Source organism: Arthrobacter sp. 754, from assembly GCF_040548695.1.
Classification (GTDB): domain Bacteria; phylum Actinomycetota; class Actinomycetes; order Actinomycetales; family Micrococcaceae; genus Arthrobacter.
In genome coordinates, this window is the sequence record NZ_JBEPSC010000001.1 from 218,759 (window position 1) to 238,273 (window position 19,515).

At 65.1% G+C, this 19,515-nt stretch carries 18 protein-coding genes and 1 tRNA gene; 7 read left to right on the top strand and 12 right to left on the bottom strand.

Features of this window, described 5'->3' with window-relative positions; genetic code table 11:
- Window positions 1-4: 4 nt before the first annotated feature.
- On the bottom strand, window positions 5-1,354 hold the full coding sequence (locus tag ABIA70_RS01085; RefSeq protein WP_354145783.1) for an MFS transporter: 1,350 nt from the start codon (window positions 1,352-1,354) through the stop codon (window positions 5-7).
- A gap of 181 nt (window positions 1,355-1,535) precedes the next feature.
- A complete protein-coding gene (locus ABIA70_RS01090; protein WP_354145784.1) occupies window positions 1,536-2,333 on the bottom strand; it encodes an IclR family transcriptional regulator in 798 nt (265 codons plus the stop codon).
- A 246-nt stretch (window positions 2,334-2,579) separates the two neighbouring features.
- On the opposite strand from ABIA70_RS01090, the gene ABIA70_RS01095 reads away from it, so the two are divergent.
- Window positions 2,580-3,350, top strand: a complete 771-nt coding sequence (locus ABIA70_RS01095; RefSeq protein ID WP_354145785.1) for a MerR family transcriptional regulator — start codon at window positions 2,580-2,582, stop codon at window positions 3,348-3,350.
- Window positions 3,351-3,557: 207 nt separating this feature from the next.
- On the opposite strand, the gene ABIA70_RS01100 is transcribed toward ABIA70_RS01095, so the two are convergent.
- The 5 genes from ABIA70_RS01100 to ABIA70_RS01120 form a co-directional block, all read right to left on the bottom strand.
- On the bottom strand, window positions 3,558-3,848 hold the full coding sequence (locus tag ABIA70_RS01100; RefSeq protein WP_354145786.1) for a hypothetical protein: 291 nt from the start codon (window positions 3,846-3,848) through the stop codon (window positions 3,558-3,560).
- Between the two features lie 131 nt (window positions 3,849-3,979).
- Window positions 3,980-4,055 (bottom strand) — tRNA-Val (locus tag ABIA70_RS01105).
- Window positions 4,056-4,155: 100 nt separating this feature from the next.
- Entirely contained in the window at window positions 4,156-5,076 is a 921-nt protein-coding gene (locus tag ABIA70_RS01110) for an NAD-dependent protein deacetylase (RefSeq protein WP_354145787.1), read from the bottom strand.
- Window positions 5,077-5,082: 6 nt separating this feature from the next.
- Window positions 5,083-5,550, bottom strand: a complete 468-nt coding sequence (locus ABIA70_RS01115; RefSeq protein WP_502917164.1) for a peroxiredoxin — start codon at window positions 5,548-5,550, stop codon at window positions 5,083-5,085.
- Window positions 5,551-5,573: 23 nt separating this feature from the next.
- A complete protein-coding gene (locus ABIA70_RS01120; RefSeq protein ID WP_337349229.1) occupies window positions 5,574-5,993 on the bottom strand; it encodes a DUF3052 domain-containing protein in 420 nt (139 codons plus the stop codon).
- Window positions 5,994-6,389: 396 nt separating this feature from the next.
- Here ABIA70_RS01120 and aceE point away from each other — a divergent pair, with 396 nt between their 5' ends.
- The 6 genes from aceE (at window position 6,390) to ABIA70_RS01150 (ending at window position 14,411) form a co-directional block, all read left to right on the top strand.
- A complete protein-coding gene (aceE, locus tag ABIA70_RS01125; protein WP_354145789.1) occupies window positions 6,390-9,158 on the top strand; it encodes a pyruvate dehydrogenase (acetyl-transferring), homodimeric type in 2,769 nt (922 codons plus the stop codon).
- 216 nt (window positions 9,159-9,374) lie between these two features.
- Window positions 9,375-10,619, top strand: coding sequence for a PucR family transcriptional regulator (locus ABIA70_RS01130; protein ID WP_354145790.1), 1,245 nt, complete (start codon window positions 9,375-9,377; stop codon window positions 10,617-10,619).
- Between the two features lie 88 nt (window positions 10,620-10,707).
- Window positions 10,708-11,637: an ACP S-malonyltransferase gene (locus ABIA70_RS01135; RefSeq protein WP_354145791.1), complete on the top strand. Its 930-nt coding sequence runs from the start codon at window positions 10,708-10,710 to the stop codon at window positions 11,635-11,637.
- A complete protein-coding gene (locus ABIA70_RS01140) occupies window positions 11,634-12,695 on the top strand; it encodes a beta-ketoacyl-ACP synthase III (protein ID WP_354145792.1) in 1,062 nt (353 codons plus the stop codon). Before ABIA70_RS01135 ends, ABIA70_RS01140 begins: the two co-directional genes overlap by 4 nt.
- Before the next feature lie 81 nt (window positions 12,696-12,776).
- Window positions 12,777-13,022, top strand: a complete 246-nt coding sequence (locus ABIA70_RS01145; protein ID WP_306903669.1) for an acyl carrier protein — start codon at window positions 12,777-12,779, stop codon at window positions 13,020-13,022.
- A gap of 153 nt (window positions 13,023-13,175) precedes the next feature.
- A complete protein-coding gene (locus tag ABIA70_RS01150; protein WP_354145793.1) occupies window positions 13,176-14,411 on the top strand; it encodes a beta-ketoacyl-[acyl-carrier-protein] synthase family protein in 1,236 nt (411 codons plus the stop codon).
- A gap of 169 nt (window positions 14,412-14,580) precedes the next feature.
- Here ABIA70_RS01150 and ABIA70_RS01155 read toward each other — a convergent pair whose 3' ends face one another.
- The 5 genes from ABIA70_RS01155 to ABIA70_RS01175 all read right to left on the bottom strand — a co-directional run bounded on the left by ABIA70_RS01155 (window position 14,581) and on the right by ABIA70_RS01175 (window position 19,436).
- Window positions 14,581-15,084 carry a DUF3145 domain-containing protein gene (locus tag ABIA70_RS01155; RefSeq protein WP_354145794.1) on the bottom strand — a complete coding sequence of 168 codons (504 nt, stop codon included), beginning with the start codon at window positions 15,082-15,084 and terminating at the stop codon, window positions 14,581-14,583.
- A 276-nt stretch (window positions 15,085-15,360) separates the two neighbouring features.
- Entirely contained in the window at window positions 15,361-16,287 is a 927-nt protein-coding gene (locus ABIA70_RS01160; protein WP_354145795.1) for a tyrosine recombinase XerC, read from the bottom strand.
- A 50-nt stretch (window positions 16,288-16,337) separates the two neighbouring features.
- A complete protein-coding gene (gene dprA / locus ABIA70_RS01165) occupies window positions 16,338-17,522 on the bottom strand; it encodes a DNA-processing protein DprA (RefSeq protein ID WP_354145796.1) in 1,185 nt (394 codons plus the stop codon).
- Window positions 17,523-17,534: 12 nt separating this feature from the next.
- Window positions 17,535-19,079: a YifB family Mg chelatase-like AAA ATPase gene (locus ABIA70_RS01170; RefSeq protein ID WP_354145797.1), complete on the bottom strand. Its 1,545-nt coding sequence runs from the start codon at window positions 19,077-19,079 to the stop codon at window positions 17,535-17,537.
- Window positions 19,080-19,436, bottom strand: coding sequence for a YraN family protein (locus ABIA70_RS01175; protein WP_354145798.1), 357 nt, complete (start codon window positions 19,434-19,436; stop codon window positions 19,080-19,082).
- Between the last annotated feature and the right edge of the window lie 79 nt (window positions 19,437-19,515).

Genomic DNA, 19,515 nt, shown 5'->3' on the forward strand with positions numbered 1-19,515 from the left:
GCCTTTAGCTGGCGTCCTCCACGAGGACCAGGTCCCGGCCCACCGTTTCGGGGGTGAAGAAGGTGGTGCCGAATGAGATCAGCGCCAGGACCAGGGAGTAGATGGCGGGGACCAGCCAGGAGTGGCCGGTAGCGGCAAGCAACGCCACACCGATCATCGGAGCGAACCCGCCGGCCATCACCGCGGAGAGCTCGCGGCTCAGTGCCACGCCCGTGAAGCGGTGCTGGGCGCCGAAGAGTTCCGGCAGGAGGGCACACTGGGGACCAAGCATTGACTGCACACCCAGCGCGATGCCCACCACCATGACCACCCAGACCAGGGTGACGTTGCCCAGGGTGACCAAATAGAAGGCCGGCAGGGCGATGGCGGCCTGGAAGAGCGCGCCGTAACGGTACACCGGAACGCGGCCGAAGCGGTCTGACAGGGCACCGAACGTGACCACCATGACCGCAGCGAACCCTGCCGCGATGAGCAGGCCCGTGGGGCCAATGAACTTATCGCCGGCGAAGACACCGGCGGGCAGGCTGATGAAAGATACCAGGAGCGCGGAGTAGATGGACGAGTTTCCGTTCTCCCCCATGCGCAGGCCGATGCCGATGAGCACGTTCTTCTTCGAGTGCCGCCAGATGTGGCCCACCGGATTCTTGGCCACGGCCTTGTGCTTTTCCAGTTCCTGGAAGACCGGGGTTTCCTTGAGCCGGAGCCGGATGAAGACGGCAATGGCAATCAGGATGACACTCGCCAGGAAAGGGACCCGCCAGAGCCAGCCCTGCAGGACATCCTTATCTGCCAGCGCCATCAGGGCAAAGGTGCCGGCTCCCAGCAGGGTGCCCAGCTGGATTCCAACGAACGGCAGCGCAGCGAAGAAACCGCGACGGCGGCGCGGGGCCACCTCTGAAATCAGGGTGGTGGCACCTGCCTGCTCGGCCCCGGCACCCAGGCCCTGGAGGATGCGCAGCGCCACGAGCAGCACAGCGCCCAGCATGCCGGCCTGCTCAAAGGTGGGCAGGAGTCCTATGGCGAAGCTGGCCATGCCCATCAGGCCGATGGTGAGGATCAGAACCATCTTCCTGCCGAACCTGTCACCGATGTAGCCGAAGACGACTCCGCCGAACGGCCTGGCCGCGAAGCCCACTCCGTAGGTGGCAAAGGAGGCGATGACCGCCCCGCTTTCGCCCAGCGGCGAGAAAAAGAGCGGTCCGAAGATCAGGGCTGAGGCCAGCCCGTAAATATAGAAGTCGTAGTACTCCAGAGCGGAACCTACGGAACTGGCAAGTGTTGCCCTTCGCAGCTGGTCAGGATCGACGACGGCGCCGTCCAGTTCTGCCTGCGGTGATTTAGTACGAGTTGTCACAAGAACTCCCTCAAAAACACTCCAGGCCCCCGTTGGCCTGGTGGGATAGCAAGGACACCCGTGGCGTCGATCACTATATTGAACAGAGTACAGCAAGTTGAACACCATGCAAGTGGTCCGGCGTGCTCTTTTGGTCTCTCGCAGGTTTCAGGCGCAGGTCAGAGCAGCCACTGGGCCTCGGTCAGCCCATGGGATTGCCCAGGGACCGTGCAAGTTCATTCAGTTCCTTGACCATCTGGGAACCCTGCTCCGCGGAGTAGGTGGCCTTCAGTGCGGTAACTGACAGGCCGAGGCTCGGGCCATGGGCGCCGCGGGTGGGCACCGAGACGGCCAGGCAGACCACGCCGGTGGTGGATTCTTCGTCTTCAAATGCATAGCCCTGCTCCCGGATGGTCTTCAGCTGGGCCTTAAGCTCGGCGCCGGTCCGCAGTGACTTCGGCGTCAGTACCGGCAGCTGGACGTCATCAGGAAACATGCTCTCAATATCGTGATCATGGAGCCGGGCAATCAACGCCTTACCCACGGCGCACAGCGAGACCGGCATTTTGTCGCCGATGTTCGAGGTCAGGCGGACGGCCGGGTGCCCTTCGTAACGGGCAAGGTAGATCACGTTCGTGCCATCGAGCATGGCAATGCGGACGGTTTCCCCGGAAAGAGTCGGCGCCTGCTCACAGAAGCGGTAGAACTCCTGAACCTCGTCGAGCCGGCTCAGGTAGGCCGCACCGAGTTCCACCAGCTTCCGGCCCAGAGTGAACTCCGCCCCCTGGCGGCTGATCAGCCTTGCCTCTTCGAGAGCCAGCAGCAGGTTGGACGTGGACGACTTGGGAATGCCCAGCTCCCGGGCCAGGTCACTGAGTGTAAGCCTCCCGGTGGCGGATGCCGCCAGGGCGTCCATGACCGCGGCGGCGCGCGTGACGGCGGGTGCCGGAGAGGTGCTCCCTAAGCCCTCAGAGGAACGGGAGGTGCGGGAATCGGCCATGATTCTCCTTTGATCGGCACGTGGCGGCGCTCAAATTGCTTGTTCATTCAGCTGAACACTAACCATCATAATGGCTCCCAGCCGTAGCGTCCGTGGATGTGGGGGCGGAGATGAGCCCCCTGCACGGCTTTGAGTGCGCACCGGCCTGGTTGACCGCCACCGCTCTTGGCAGCGCACCCAGTGCGCCTCAAGTACTACCAGTTGATGCTTGATCCTGACGCAACGTCAGGTCTTAAAGTGAGAGACATGTTGGAGACCGGTGGGCATTCATGGAGCATTGGCGAACTTGGCGCCCTGTGCGGGGTCACCGTGCGGACCTTGCACCACTACGACCAGATCGGACTGTTTCGTGCCACAGGCCGGACGGAGTCCGGGCACCGGCGGTATTCGGAAGAGGACGTCCGCCGCTTATATCGGATCAGGGCCCTGCGGGCGCTGGGTTTGTCGCTCGATCAGGTCCGTGAGGTCCTTGCGGCGTCGCCGGACGATGTCTTCGCAGTGCGGCGGCTACTCACCAGCCAGTTATCGGCACTGCGTGACCAGGCGCAGCAGGCGCAGCGCCTTCAACGCCAGATCCAGGCTTTGCTGGACAACATGGGCGGTGCAATGCCGTCCGTCGATCAACTCATATCCATCTTGGAAGGGATGACGATGTACGAGAAGTATTTCACTGAGGAACAGCGCACCGAACTGGCGCATCGCCGGGCCGAGCTTGGCCCGGCTGCCGTTGACGATGCCAGGACCACGTTTGCCGGTCTTGTTGAAGAAGGCCTGGGCTACGTGTCGGCAAATACGCCTGTAGACGACCCCGCCGTCCGGGACTTTGCGAGGCGGTGGGATGCGCTTGGTTCCCAGTTCCACAGCAATGATGCGACCAAGGTTGCAGCGCGGAGCCTGTGGCAGGAAAAGAGTCAGGAGCTGAGCGCCAGGCTGCCCTGGGCCGCGGAGCGGCTCCAGGAACTGGTGTCGTACCTCCAGCGCGTGCGGAAGGGGTATGAGCGCGGGCTGGATCAGTGATCCGTCCGAGCAGGCGGACAGATGGCCGGTACACTGCCGCCAGGCGCGTCAGTTTCTTGCCGGATCACGCCGGCTCAAGGACTGTTCCAGTATTGCCGTTTTTTGTTTCCGGAAGTTCACGGTATATTCATCTCAGGCCCTCCACCGCGGCATCCCCCAATAGTCGCGGTGGAGGGTTTTCCAATGCCCAAAAACTGCCGCCCGAATTCACGCAGCGCTGGCAAGGGATTCTCTCTTCCGCCAGCCGCCGCCCTGGCCGTCGCGCTCAAGAACCATGGTGGTCAGCGCGGAATGCGGGTTGGATCCCAGCCTCACCTGGACCTGCAGAACCTCGACATCCACCCGGCCCAGCCCCTTGGGCATGCGGCGCTGCGCCTCCCACCAGCTGACCCGTTCGAACCACCTGACGGTTTCGGCGCCGACAGCCCACTCCCTGCCCTCGCTCAGCACCGCCGTCGGGATCCCTTCCCTCGACGTTTTGACCTCTACGTATTCCATTTCAGGAACTCTAGGGACCGGCACCGACAAAAAGGCGGAAGGGTTTGTCCGCCGCCTGGATCAAGGGGTGCCGTGGTACGGGAAAACCCCCGCCGCTCCTGGCCTGTAAGCCGGGAACAACGGGGGCTTCGTGGTGGGTCCTACCGGGATCGAACCGATGACATCCACGGTGTAAACGTGGCGCTCTACCAGCTGAGCTAAAGACCCAAACCGCCGATTTCCGCGCCACGGCGCGTCAACCAACGAACATAAACTCTACCTGACCTGCGGGAGCAAAAGCCAATCGGCGCACTGCCCCGCAGGAGGCTCAGAGATCGGGAAGTTCGGCTGCGAGCCAGGTCAGGGCCTCGCTCACTCCGGCGTGGAGCTTGATGGTTGCATGCTGGTCGCCGCGGGTCTCGCCGCGGTTGATGATCACCACCGGCTTGCCGTCCTTTGCAGCATGCCGAACGAACCTCAGCCCGCTCATCACTGTCAGGGACGAGCCGGCAACCAGGAGCGCTTCGGCGGCGTCCACGGTGGCGTAGGAGGCTGCCACCCGCTCCTTGGGCACGTTTTCCCCGAAGTAGACAAAGTCAGGCTTCAGCCTGCCGCCGCAGGCAGGGCACACCGCAACCACAAAACTGCCGATCAGGGCCGCATCCTCAACAATGGCGTCCGCATCAGGGGCCATTTCCACCAGGCCCGAACCGGTGGCCTGCTCCAGGAAACCGGGATTCAACTCTTCCAGCATTCCCGCCATCAGGCGCCGGCTGTACGTCCGCCCGCAGTCCAGGCAAACCACCTGGTCATAGCGCCCGTGGAGGTCAATGACGTTCCGGCTGCCCGCGTCCTCGTGAAGCCGGTCCACGTTCTGGGTGATCAGGCCCGTCAGCAGACCACGCCGCTCCAACTCTGCGGCTGCAAGGTGCCCCGGATTGGGATCGGCGCGCCGCAGGTGGGACCAGCCAATGTGGTTCCGGGCCCAATAGCGCTGGCGGTTGGCGGCGTCGCGCACGAATTCCTGATAGGTCATGGGCGACCGCGGCACCGAGTCCGGGCCCCGGTAGTCCGGAATACCGGAATCCGTGCTCAGTCCAGCGCCGGTCAGCAGTGCCAGGCGTCTGCCGGCCACCAGGTCCCGGATTTGCTCCAGGACGTCCCGGTGCTCGTCGGACAGCGGGGCAGGGTCAGTTGCCGGCAGGCTGGCAAAGCCCGTCAGGCCAATGCCGCGCCGCTGCTGGTCCATGCCGGCTCAGGCCTGTTCCAGGCCCGCCAGAACATCGCGGTATTCAGCAAGTTCGCGGGCCTGGCCCCGCGGATTCACCACCACGTAGCGGATGGTTCCGGCGGCGTCGATGATGAAGGTCCCGCGACGGGCCATTCCGCTCTCCCGGTCGAAGACCCCGTACGCCTCAGCGACGGCACCATGGGGCCAGAAGTCGGCGAGGAGGTCGAAGCCGTACCCCTCCTTCTCCGCATACGCCCGCAGGCTGAACTTGCTGTCGACGGACACCGCCAGGACGGTTGCCCGGGCGTCCTCGAACACAGACAGGTTGTCCCTGATCTCGCACAGTTCACCCGTGCAGATGCCGGAGAAAGCGAACGGGTAGAAGACCAGCACCACATTTTGCCCGCGGAAGGAAGACAGCCTGACAGGTTCACCGAACTGGTTGGCCAGTTCGAAATCCGGCGCGGGCTCCCCTACCGCCGGAACAGTCATGCCGGCAGTTGAAAGCGCTGCCGTCACTTGTTCTTCCTGCTCACCAGCCGGGTTGCACTCCAGTCCTTGGAGACACCCGCCGAGGTGGTGAGGTGAAGCCCGGCTGTGGGTGCCGCTTCCTGGATTTCCGCCGGCGACACATAGCCCGGCCTGCCCGACTTTGGGGTCAGCACCCAGACAACACCGTTCTCACTCAGGGTGGTCAGTGAATCCATGAGCGTATCGACAAGGTCCCCGTCGCCGTCCCGCCACCAAAAGATGACGGCGTCAACGACGTCATGGTCGTCTTCATCAAGGAGCTCGGACCCGGTGAGGTCCTCAATATCGTCACGTAAGTCGAAATCGACGTCGTCGTCGTAACCGAACTCCTGAATCAGATCCCCGTTTTTGAAACCCAATTTTTCCGCCACATTTACCGAAGTGGCGGCGTCGGCCTCGCTCACGTGTTCCTCCAATGCCTAATACATGCAGTGCGCATAGTGATTTCCATTACTCCAAGCCAACACCCTTTGAGCCTGCGCTTCAAGCTGGCGCCACCGCGATCCGCCATATTCTGCGTCACATCCGGTGCCGGCACCCGCATGGCAAAGGGTTTCGTCACACAACCAGTATGACCGCGAAATACAACAGCGATGCCACGGACGCGGCTACGCATCGCGCGGAAGTCACAGCTAGAGTGGCTGTGACAACTATGCCTGCGGGGCGACCACCCTGGAACCCGGTGCAGGCATAGGCGTGCTAGGACCCTGCCCGGCGCACATGACCGGGCTGTTGTAACCGATACGTCGCACACGTCGCGTTTGCGCCGGACAGCTACCCTGCCCGGCCTGAGTGCGCCGATGCATGCGCGCAAAGAGAGGTTGGACGTGGCTGCAGGAGAAGATACCTCCCATATCCTCAGCGGGTTAACTAACCAGCTGCCTGATCGTGATCCGGAAGAGACCGCTGAATGGGTTGAGTCCCTGGACGCACTGATCAGGGAACAGGGCACCGAACGTGCCCAATACATCATGCGGAGCCTGCTGCAGCGCGCCGGCGCGCAAAGCGTTGGCGTGCCGATGGTGACCACCACGGACTACGTGAACACCATTCCGGTGGACCAGGAAGCGCCGTTCCCCGGCAACGAGGAATACGAGCGCAGGTACCGTGCCTACATGCGGTGGAACGCCGCGATCATGGTCCACCGTGCGCAGAAGGCGAACATCGGGGTGGGCGGGCACATCTCCACCTATGCCGGCGCTGCCACCCTGTATGAAGTGGGCTTCAACCACTTCTTCCGCGGCAAGGACCACCCCGGCGGCGGTGACCAGGTCTTCTTCCAGGGCCACGCATCCCCCGGTATGTACGCCCGCGCCTTTATGGAAGGCCGGCTTTCCGAGCAGGACCTGGACGGGTTCCGGCAGGAAAAGTCCAAGGAAGGCCACGCACTGTCCTCCTACCCGCACCCGCGGCTGATGCCCGAGTTCTGGGAATTCCCGACAGTATCCATGGGCATCGGTCCCATGAATGCGATCTACCAGGCCCAGTCCAACCGGTACCTGCACAACCGCGGCCTCAAGGACACCTCGGACCAGCAGGTCTGGGCGTTCCTGGGCGACGGCGAGATGGACGAGCCCGAGTCCCGTGGCCTGCTCCAGCTTGCAGCGAACGAGAACCTGGACAACCTGAACTTCGTCATCAACTGCAACCTCCAGCGCCTTGACGGCCCGGTCCGCGGCAACGGCAAGATCATGCAGGAACTCGAGGCGTTCTTCCGCGGCGCCGGCTGGAACGTCATCAAGGTTGTCTGGGGCCGGGAGTGGGATGACCTGCTCACCAAGGACTCCGACGGCTCGCTCGTGAAGATCATGAACGAAACCCCTGACGGTGATTACCAGACCTACAAGGCAGAGTCCGGCGGGTTCGTCCGCGAGCATTTCTTCGGCAAGGACCCCCAGACCAAGGACCTCGTCGCGGACCTCACCGATGACCAGATCTGGAACCTCAAGCGCGGTGGCCACGATTACCGAAAGGTGTACGCCGCATACAAGGCAGCCACCGAATTCAAGGGCAAGCCCACCGTGATCCTGGCCAAGACGGTCAAGGGCTACGGACTCGGGCCGCACTTCGAGGGCCGCAACGCGACGCACCAGATGAAGAAGCTCACCCTGGACGACCTGAAGAAGTTCCGCGACCACCTGCGGATTCCGGTCACCGACGAAGAGCTCGAGAAGGACCTGTACCAGCCCCCGTACTACCACCCCGGCACGGATGCGCCGGAGATCAAGTACATGATGGAACGCCGTGCCGAGCTCGGCGGCGCCGTCCCGGAGCGCCGGTCCAAGCACCAGGACATCGCCCTGCCTGACGCCAAAACCTATGAGGTCGCCAAGCGCGGCTCCGGCAAGCAGCAGGCCGCGACCACCATGGCGTTTGTCCGGCTCCTCAAGGACCTCATGCGGGACAAGAACTTCGGCAAGCACATCGCGCCGATCATCCCGGATGAAGCCCGCACCTTCGGCATGGACGCGTTCTTCCCCACGGCAAAGATCTACAACCCCAAGGGCCAGAACTACCTGTCCGTGGACCGCGACCTGGTGCTCGCGTACAAGGAATCGGCGCAGGGCCAGCTGATCCACCCCGGCATCAACGAAGCCGGCGCTGTGGCGGCCTTCACCGCCGCCGGCACCGCATACGCCACCCACGGCGTGCCGCTGATCCCGGTCTACGTGTTCTACTCCATGTTCGGCTTCCAGCGCACCGGCGACGCCTTCTGGGCCGCCGGTGACCAGATGGCCCGCGGCTTCATCATCGGTGCCACCGCAGGCCGGACCACCCTGACCGGCGAAGGGCTCCAGCACGCTGACGGCCACTCGCCGCTGCTCGCCTCCACCAACCCGGCCGTGGTCACCTACGACCCCGCCTACGGGTACGAGATGGGCCACATCATCCGGGACGGCATCGAGCGCATGTACGGGCCGGACTCCACGGACCGGAACCTGATGTACTACCTGACGGTCTACAACGAGCCGATCACCCAGCCTGCCGAACCGGAAGAGCTGGATGTTGAAGGCGTACTCAAGGGCATCTACCTGGTGGCCCCGGCGAAGATCGACGGTCCCCGGACCCAGATCCTGGCCTCGGGTGTCTCGGTGCCCTGGGCCATCAGTGCGCAGCAGCTGCTTGCGGATGACTGGGGTGTCTCGGCCGATGTCTGGTCAGTCACCTCCTGGAACGAGCTGCGCCGCGACGGCATGGCCGCCGAGGAAGAGGCTTTCCTCAACCCTGGCCAGCCTGCACGTGTTCCTTTTGTGACCCAGCAGCTTGCCGGTGCCACCGGTCCGGTTGTTGCCGTCTCGGACTACATGAAGGCCGTCCCGGACCAGATCCGGCAGTTCGTGCCCAACGAGTTCGCTTCCCTGGGTGCCGACGGCTTCGGCTTCTCCGACACCCGCGCAGCGGCCCGGCGTTTCTTCAAGAACGACATCCACTCCATCGTGGTGCGGTCCCTGGAGATGCTGGCCCGCCGCGGCGAAGTGGATGCCCAGGCCCCGGCCAAGGCAATCGAGAAGTACCGCCTGCACAACGTCAACGCCGGTTCCACCGGCAACGCAGGCGGCGAATCCTGATCCGCCTCCGCTGACCGCCCGTCAGCGGAAACGCACGACGGCGGCAGTCGCCACGCGAAACGACGGTCCCCACCCACGGTGGGGGCCGTCGTCGTCGTTTACCGCAGTTGCCCGGCACCCGGCTGTTGCCCCGCACCATGGTTGTGACGCAGATCCAAGCCCGTTGTAGCCTTTGCACAAATGGAGCTTGTGTGGCGGGCACCGTATGCTCAGAAGATGCCAGAGCCAACCGCCGCGCCCGTGAAGCGCAAGCCGCCCTCGCGCAGCATGACGCCGGAGAAATCCGAAACCCTGAAGAAGCTCCGGGCGAGTGTAGGCCAGCTGTCCACCACCACCCTTCGCCAGCTTGAGAAATCGCTGCCCTGGTACTCGCGCCTCAGCTCCGACGAACGCTCCGCCCTGGGGATGGTGGCGCAGAACGGAATAGCCGCGTTCGTCACCTGGTACGAACGTCCCAGTTCGCCTTCCTGGATCCTTTCCGACGTCTTCGGAACCGCACCGACGGAACTGACCCGCTCCATCAGCCTGCAAAAGGCGCTCCAGCTCATCCGGATCGTGGTCGAAGTGGTGGAGGACCAGGTACCGGTCATCGCCCCAGAAGCGGACCAGCCCTCGCTCCGGGAGGCCGTCCTCCGGTACTCGCGTGAAGTCGCCTTCGCCGCGGCCGATGTGTACGCGCGCGCGGCTGAATCCCGCGGATCCTGGGATACCCGGCTTGAGGCGCTGATCGTGGATGCCATCCTGCGCGGTGAAAACACCGACGCCCTGCGTTCCCGGATCGCAGCGCTGGGCTGGAAAGCCCAGGAGAAATTCACGGTGATGGTGGGGAACTCGCCGTCGGAACCCAGCGCCAGTTACGTCAGCGAACTGCGTCGGTTGGCCAGCCGCTACGCCGAGGACGCGCTGGTGGGCATCCAGGGTGACCGTCTCATCCTGATTCTGGGCGGCGTCAAGGACAGGGAGACCGCCTACCTGAAGCTCAGCGAAATGTTCGCGCCGGGCCCCGTTGTCTATGGCCCGGAGGCAGGTTCATTGCTGGAGGCCAGCGGATCGGCCCAGTCGGCTTTCGCCGGTCTCACCGCCGCACGGGCCTGGCCCTCAGCCCCGCGCCCCGTGGCAGCCGACGACCTGCTGCCCGAACGCGTCATCTCCGGCGACGAAGCGGCGCGCCGGTCGCTGGTCAAGAACATCTACCGGCCTCTCGTGGCCGCCTCCAACGGGCTGGTGGAGACACTGGGGACCTACCTTGAACTGGGCCATTCCCTCGAGGCGACAGCCCGGGAACTGTTTGTGCACGCCAACACGGTGAGGTACCGGCTCAAGAGAGTCTGCGACGTCACGGGCTGGGATCCACTCCTCCCCCGTGAGGCGTTTGTGCTGCAGGCGGCGCTGGTGGTCGGGCGGCTTTCGGCACCGCCAAAAGCGCCGGCCGAACGTCATCCTGCGCGGAACCAGCCCTGAGTCGTTGTAGACTTCCTACAATCTGACCTCTTGAGCTTGGTGCAGACAAACACCGCTTGATGACACAGTAATTTGGAAAGCTGGATACGTGCTTGCAATAGTCTGCCCTGGACAGGGCTCACAGACCCCCGGTTTTCTGGCCCCTTGGCTGGAACTGCCTTCGGTAGCAGGCCAACTGGCCTCCCTCAGCGAGATCGCAGGCATCGACCTGACGGCTCACGGGACCACCTCGGACGAGGAAACCATCAAGGACACGGCCGTTGCGCAGCCCCTGATTGTTGCTGCCGGCCTGGTTGCCGCGAAGTCCCTGTTCGACGTCGAGCTCGCCACGCTCCCCGTGATCCTCGCCGGACATTCCGTCGGTGAGATCACCGCATCGGCCCTGGCCGGGGTACTCACCGAGCAGGAAGCCATGACGTTCGTCCGTGAGCGCGCCAACAGCATGGCGGCTGCCGCCGCTGTGACGCCCACCGGTATGAGTGCAGTGGTGGGTGGAGACCCGGCAGAGGTCCTGGCAGCCATCGAAGCCTCCGGCGCTACCCCGGCCAACGTCAACGGCGCCGGCCAGACCGTGGCTGCGGGAACCTTCGAACAGCTCAAGGCACTCGCGGACAACCCGCCGGCCAAGGCCAGGGTCATTCCGCTCAAGGTGGCCGGAGCCTTCCACACCTCGCATATGTCCCCTGCCGTGAGCGCCCTCGAAGCCCTGAAACCGCAACTCAAGCCGCAGAAGCCGCTGGTTCCGTTGCTGTCGAACTTCGACGGCCAGGAAGTCATCGACGGCGGGGCCGCCGTCGACAGCCTCATTGCCCAGGTCTCCCGGCCTGTCCGATGGGACCTTTGCATGGAAACACTGGTCCAGCGCGGTGTCACGGGTGTCATCGAGCTGGCCCCCGCCGGAACGCTGGCCGGACTCGCCAAGCGCGGCATGCCCGGTGTCAAAACCGTTGCCGTCAAAACCCCGGATGACCTCACAGCCGCACTGGCACTCTTCGCAGAATTGGAGGGAAACGCATGAGCGTTCCCACGCTGAACCAGCTTCCCGTCCATGCGAACAGCCGCATCCTTGGCCTGGGCGCATTCCGGCCCGATGTCATTGTCACCAACGAAGATGTCTGCCAGTGGATCGATTCCTCAGACGAGTGGATCCGCCAGCGGACCGGCATCATCACCCGCCACCGTGCCCCCGCCGACGTCAGCGTCGTGGATATGGCCGAGGGCGCTGCCCGGGAGGCCCTGCAGAAGGCCGGCATCGAAGCCTCACAGCTGGGGGCGGTCATCGTTTCGACCGTCACCCACCCCTATGCCACGCCGTCGGCCGCTGCAGCACTGGCTGACCGCATTGGCGCAACACCGGCACCCGCCTTCGACATATCGGCTGCCTGCGCCGGCTACTGCTACGGGATCGCCCAGGCCGACGCCTTGGTCCGCGCCGGAACCGCCGACTACGTCCTGGTCGTCGGCGCGGAGAAGCTCTCCGACGTCATCGACAACAGGGAACGGACCATTTCCTTCCTGCTGGGCGACGGTGCCGGCGCAGTGGTCATCGGCCCGTCGGACACCCCGGGCATCGGACCCTCCGTCTGGGGTTCGGACGGAAGCAAGTGGGATGCCATCGGCATGACCCGCTCCCTGCTCGATGTCCGTGACCTGAGCCTCGCGGCCCGCCAGTCGGACGAGTCCGGCGACTTTGCCCTGCTCGAAGAGGCACAGGAGCTCTACCCCACCCTTCGCCAGGACGGGCAGACCGTCTTCCGCTGGGCAGTCTGGGAAATGGCGAAGATGGCACAGCAGGCCCTGGAGGCCGCCGGTGTCAAGGCTGAAGACCTCGCCGCCTTCATTCCGCACCAGGCCAACATGCGGATCATCGACGAGATGGTCAAGAAACTCAAGCTTCCCGAGTCCGTCATCGTGGCCCGGGACATCGCGGAGGCCGGCAATACCTCGGCCGCCTCCATCCCCCTGGCCACCCACCGGCTGCTCCAGGAACACCCTGAGCTCAGCGGCGGCCTCGCACTCCAGATCGGCTTCGGCGCCGGGCTGGTCTTCGGTGCCCAGGTAATCGTTCTTCCTTAAGAAAGTCCCACACAGGCCGCACCCGCGGGCTGCACCGTTTCCGGCACCACCCGCCGGCAATAACAAGAAAAGGAGCCATCAATGGCTAGCAACGAAGAGATCCTGGCCGGTTTGGCCGAAATCGTGAACGAAGAGACCGGCCTGGCCCCCGAGGCCGTTGAGCCGGACAAGTCCTTCACCGAGGACCTGGACATCGACTCCATCTCCATGATGACCATCGTTGTCAACGCCGAAGAGAAGTTCGGCGTCCGCATCCCGGACGAAGAGGTCAAGAACCTCAAGACCGTTGGCGACGCCGTCAGCTTTATCGCAGGCGCCCAGGCCTAGCCAGGCTCCAGCCACTTACGGCTGACTGGACTGCCGGTCCGTGCCCAGGCCGGGCCGGCAGTCCCCCTCATATTTCCTGGCAGCCAACTGCCCACCCGCGGGACCCCGGTGAGACTTCCGGATATGGCCTGCCCACCGACAGAGAGTGATCCAATGACACGCAAAGTAGTCATTACCGGTCTGGGTGCCACCACGCCCATCGGCGGCGACGTGCCCACTATGTGGAGCAACGCCCTGAAGGGGGTCTCCGGTGCCCGCACCCTCGAAGACGACTGGGTAGCCAAGTACGAGCTTCCGGTCCACTTTGCCGCCCGCTGCTCCACGCCGGCCCTGGAGGTCCTGAGCCGCGTCGAGGCCAAGCGCATGGATCCATCTACCCAGTTCGGTGTGATCGCCTCCCGCGAAGCCTGGGCCGACTCCGGTATCACCGAGATCGACCCCGACCGTCTCGCCGTGGCCTTCGCTACCGGCATCGGCGGTGTTTGGACCCTGCTCGACGCATGGGACACCCTGAAGGAAAAGGGGCCCCGCCGCGTCCTCCCCATGACGGTCCCCATGCTGATGCCCAACGGCGTCGCTGCCGCCGTCAGCCTTGACCTCGGTGCCCGTGCCGGCGCCCACACCCCTGTCTCTGCCTGCGCTTCCGGAACCGAGGCCCTGCACCTGGGCCTGGACCTGATCCGCTCCGGCAAAGCCGACGTTGTCATGTGCGGCGGGGCCGAAGCAGCCATCCACCCGATGCCCCTGGCCGCGTTCGCCTCGATGCAGGCGCTGTCCCGGCGCAACGACGATCCCCAGGGCGCCTCGCGCCCTTACGACCTGGGCCGCGACGGCTTTGTCATGGGCGAAGGCGCCGGAGCCCTGGTCCTCGAAGCCGAGGAGCACGCCCTGGCCCGTGGCGCCCGCATTTACGGCGAGCTGGCAGGCACCTCCGTGACAGCGGACGCCTACCACATCACCGCCCCGGACCCGCAGGGACTTGGCGCCACCCGCGCGCTGAAGGCAGCCATGTTCGACGGCCGGATCCAGGCCGACGACGTTGTCCACGTCAACGCCCACGCCACGTCCACACCGGTGGGTGACAAGCCTGAGTACACAGCGCTTCGTGCAGCCCTCGGCAACCACCTCGACAGCGTTGCGGTTTCGGCTACCAAATCGCAGATGGGACACCTGCTGGGTGCGTCCGGCGCGGTGGAGGCGGTCCTCACGGTCCTGGCAGTCTACGAACGCAAGGCACCGGTGACGATCAACCTCGAAAACCAGGACCCCGAGATCCCGCTGGACGTTGTTACTTCTGCCCGGGATCTGCCGAAAGGCCAGATCGTGGCACTGAGCAACTCCTTCGGCTTCGGCGGCCACAATGCCGTCATCGCTGTCCGCAGCGTCTGACAGCACGGTCTGACAGCAGCCCGGAACACAACAGGAGCGGGCCCCGCGTTGGCGGGGCCCGCTCCTCTTTGCTTTTTGGCGCCTCGCAATGGCTTTTGTGCGCCTTGCTATGGGGGTCAGCTACTGGTGAGGTACCCGGCCATCGGCGGCGGTGCGCCTCCGACGGCGGTCAGCCCACCTGGTGGAGCCAGCGTACCGGGGCGCCTTCCGCAGCGTGGCGGAAGGGTTCGAGCTCCTCGTCCCAGGCCTCACCGAGGGCCAGCGAAAGTTCGTGGTACACGGCGGAGGGATCGCCGGCACCGGTCTCGTAGGCATACCGGATCCGGTCCTCTGAGACCATGATGTTGCCGTGCACATCCGTGGTGGCATGGAAGATGCCAAGCTCCGGGGTGTGCGACCAACGGCCGCCGTCAACGCCCTGGCTCGGTTCTTCGGTGACTTCGTAGCGCAGGTGCGCCCAGCCGCGAAGTGACGACGCCAGCAGCGCTCCGGTGCCGGGCGTTCCCGTCCAGGAGAGCTCAGCCCGGAACATTCCGGGCGCGGCAGGCTGAGGGGTCCACTCCAGATCCGTCCGCTTATCCACGACGGATCCGATGGCCCACTCAACGTGCGGGCACAGTGCAGTAGGGGCTGAGTGAACAAACAGCACACCACGGGTCATTGCAACAGACATTCCATCCTCCATAGCTGTAGGTACGTCTTCCCCAACGACCTCTGCCTGGATGAAACTGCCCTGCGCTGTACCCTCCAGCGGCGGTTTTTCCTGCCTGATTATTAAACTGTGTCCGGCACCTGCCGTCACACCTGAAGCCAATGAGCTTCAAGCGGGACTTGAAAGTTGCCGGACCTGACTCTTATTGTGCCGTACCCCGCGTAATTACGCCAGTGCGATTCGTCACGGGCGGCAGGCGGTGTCTCCGGCGTCCCTCCGGGATGCCGGTCCGTGCCATCAGGCCCTGGGATGGGCCTGCTGGTAACTCTGTCGGAGCCTCTCCACCGACACGTGCGTATAGATCTGGGTGGTGGCCAGGCTGCTGTGGCCAAGGATTTCCTGGACTGCGCGAAGATCGGCCCCGCCATCGAGCAGATGGGTTGCCGCGGAATGCCTCAGGGCGTGGGGTCCGGTTGCGGACGTGTCGCCCAAGGCTTCGAAGAGGTCCTTGACGACGGCCCTGACCTGGCGTTGGTCCACGCGGTTGCCTCTGGAGCCGAGGAAAAGCGCGGGGCCGCTGTGGTCCTTCGCCAGGACCGGCCGGCCCCGGCGGAGCCAGTCGTCTACCGCGAGAGCCGCCGGGACGCCGTAGGGCACGGTCCGCTCCTTGTTGCCTTTGCCGATCACCCGCAGGGTACGGCGGTCGGGGTTGAGGTCGTCGACGTCCAGTCCTGCCAGCTCCCCCACGCGCAGGCCGCTGGCGTACAGGAGTTCGACCATCGCCCGGTTGCGCACAGGGAGCGGTGCTCCCCCGGAAGCGGCCTCCTCCAGGCTGTTGAGCAGCCGGAGGAGCTGTCCGGACTGCAGCACCCCCGGCAGGGATTTTTCGGCTTTTGGTGCCTTCAGCCGCAGCGCTGGGTCAGTCCCAATGAGTTCCTCCCGCATGGCCCAGGTGGTGAAGGACCTCGCGGTCGCCGATCGCCGGGCCAGCGTGGACCGGGAGATTCCGGCCTGGCTTTGCTCTCCCAGCCAGCGCCGGAACGTCCCCAGCTCCAGACCAGGCAGGTCCGTGAGGCCCTCGGAGGCGGCGTAGCCGAGCAGGCTGCGCACGTCGGAGAGGTAGGCGCGGAGTGTGTGCCCGGACCTGGCACGCTCCGCTGTAAGGTACCTGCCGAAACCGGCCAGTGCCTGGTCAAACGCCGGGGGCAGTTCCTGGTTCTCCACTGTTCCACTGTCCCAGAATTCAACCCGCACACAGTCCCGGACACAGCAAACTAGGCGGAATCCTTGGCTCGTTTCCACCCGCCCCGTTCCGAGACCGCCAGTCCCAGCAGGCCCAGCCTGCCCAATCCCGCCCGGACCGAGTCGGCGCTGAGGCCGGCAACTGCGCAGAGTTTCTCCACGGACGTCGTGGATCTCAATGGCAGTGCATCCAGAAGGATCAGGTCTTCCAGGGTCAGTCCGTCGTGGTCCGCCGCACGCCCGGTTTTCGGCTCCGCGAGCCCCTCCCCGCTTGGCGAGGCAAGCTCGGCGATTTCGGCCGCATCGGTCACGCAGACGGCTCCCCCATCGCGTAGCAGGCGATGGCAACCCGCGGAGTTGGCACTGTGCACGGAACCGGGAACAGCCCCGACCGCCCGGCCAAGACTCTCCGCGTGGTGCGCCGAGTTCAGCGCCCCGGAGCGCCACCGGGCCTCCACTACCACCGTGACGGCAGCCAGCGCCGCGATGAGCCTGTTCCGCTGGAGGAAGCGGTAGCGGGTGGGGGCAGACCCCGGCGGGACTTCGGCGATCACGGCCCCCTGGTTGCAGACAGCCCGCAGGAGGTCCTCGTTTCCGGACGGGTAAAACCTGTCGACACCGCCCGCCATGACCGCGATGGTGGGTATCGCCCCTGATCCTCCGGCCAATGCCGCCCGGTGGGCGTGGGCGTCGATGCCGTACGCGCCGCCGGAGACCACAGTGAAGCCCCGCTGCGCCAGTGAATACGCGAGGTCGCCCGTGACGGAGGCGCCGTAGCTGGTGCTGTCGCGTGACCCGACAAGCGCCACGCACTTGTCCACGCCGGGAAGTTCCTGTTCGAGGCCGCGCCACCACAGACAGATGGGCTCGTGAATGCCGAGGTCATTAAGCTGGGCAGGCCAGAGATCGTCCGACGGCACAATCAGCCTGCCACCGAGCCGGGCCATGGTCGCCAGGTCCCGTTCAGGGGCTAAATCGGGAATCCGCGGCGCCCACCGTTTCAGCGCATCCGCAAGACCGCTCCACGCTGTGCCGGCGCCGTTGTCCGCAAGCAGGCCCGTGATTTCCTTCTCAAGCGCCGGGCCGCCGGGCAGCCGGCCCGTGGCAATCCTCAGCGCGTCCTGGGCGCCGGCGGCCTGCACGAGCGCAAGTCCCGCGGCGTCCTGGGGTTCCATCAGCCGTGAGAGTGCGGCCCGGGCAATGCGTTCGTTTTCCATCTGCTTCTTCCTTCACGCCGCTGCCGAGGCAGCCTGCCGGAGGCCCAGGGCCTGGCCAATGTCGTTTGTATCGGGCATGTCGCGGTGGGACAGATCGGCCAGGGTCCAGGCCAACCGGAGAACGCGATCGTAGCCTCTGGCCGTCAGTACTCCCCGTTCCAGTGAGTGGTCCAGGATCCGGGTTGCCGTTGCGGGCAGCCGGAGGTCACCGCGCAGAATCCGGCCGGGAACCTGGGAGTTCGTCTCCAGGCCCAAGGGACGAAGCCGGTCAGCCTGTCGGCTTCTTGCTGCGGCCACACGCTTGGCCACTGTGGCGGTATCCTCCTCCTCTCCGGCCTGACCGAAGTCGGCCAGGGAAACGCGCTCCACCTGCAACTGGATGTCCACGCGGTCCAGCAGCGGCCCGGACATCCTGGCCACGTAGCGGCGCCGCATCATGGGCGTGCAGGTGCAGTCGAGGCCTTTGCCCGAGGCTTTGCCGCACGGACACGGGTTGGCGGCAAGCACCAGTTGGAACCGTGCAGGATAGGCGGCCGTTCCCGCGGAACGGTGAATGACGAGTTCTCCGCTTTCCAGCGGCTGACGAAGGGCATCCAGGACACGCCGCTCATACTCCGGTGCCTCGTCAAGGAACAGGACCCCGCGGTGGGCCCGGGAAGCGGCACCCGGGCGGGGAAGCCCCGAACCACCGCCGATGATGGCAGCGGCGGTTGCCGAGTGGTGCGGATTTTCAAAGGGCGGACGCCGCAGGAGCTGAACGGCAGAGGAAGGAAGGCCGCAGAGGGAATGGATCGCGGTGACTTCCATGGCTTCGTTGTCGGCCAGGTCCGGAAGGAGCCCGGGCAACCGCTCCGCAAGCATGGTCTTTCCCGCCCCCGGCGGACCCGTAAGCAGAAGATGGTGGGCACCGGCGGCGGCTACTTCCAGCGCCCGCCGTGCTTCGCCCTGGCCGGAAACGTCGGCCATATCGGGCACGGCCAAGGCAGCGTTCGAAGCGTCACCCGGGCCGGCCTCGTCTTCCGGCTCGAAGTCCAGGGCGAGCTCCTGCGGGTCAGCACCGAAATCGAGAGCAAGCCTGGCGAGTGTCCGGTAGCCCCTGACATTCGCTCCCGGGACCAGCGAGGCTTCGGCCAGGTTGGCGTGGGCCACCACTACTTCCGGGTAGCCGGCCTGGACGGCAGCCATGACGGCGGGAAGGATGCCACGCACAGGCCTCAGCCGGCCGTCCAGCCCCAGCTCAGCGATGAAGACGGTCCGCTCAGTTGCTTTGATGTCATTCGCCGCCCGCAGGACCGCCATGGTGACGGCCAGGTCAAAGCCGGAACCACGTTTGGGCAAAGATGCCGGAATCAGGTTGGCGGTGATCTTCCGCCGGCTCAAAGGGATTCCTGAATTCTTGGCGGCGGAGCGTATCCGCTCCTTGGCCTCGTTCAGGGCTGCATCCGGCAAACCCAGAATCACAAAGTTTGGCAGCGTCTGCCCGATGTCGGCCTCTACTTCGACGATGTACCCGTTCAGGCCCACGAGGGCTACGGAGTAGGTCCGCCCGAGAGCCAACTACCCCACCCCCTTGAGGTGTTCCACCAGGGGTTCGCCGGCGCCGTCGTCCACCACGGCAATGACGTCCACGCGCCGGAGCGGCATCCGCAGCTCCCGGTCCCGGCACCACGCCGCGCCGAGCCGGTGCAGCCGCGCCAGTTTATCTTCCCCCACGGCCTCGAAAGGGTGCCCGTAGTCCAGCGACCGCCGGGTTTTCACCTCAGCGATAACCAACGCGTCCCCGTCCAGGGCCACAATGTCTATTTCACCTTCGGTGCAGCGCCAGTTGCGTTCCACCACCAGCATGCCGAGTGATTCAAGATAGCCTACGGCCAGCTCCTCGCCGCGGCGGCCCAACAGGTCTTTCGATTTCATTTTCTACCTCCGCAACCAGCCTGCGGGGGCGGGACTGCAGCGGAAGGAAAGCTACCCGCCTATGTGGGTAACCTCAGGA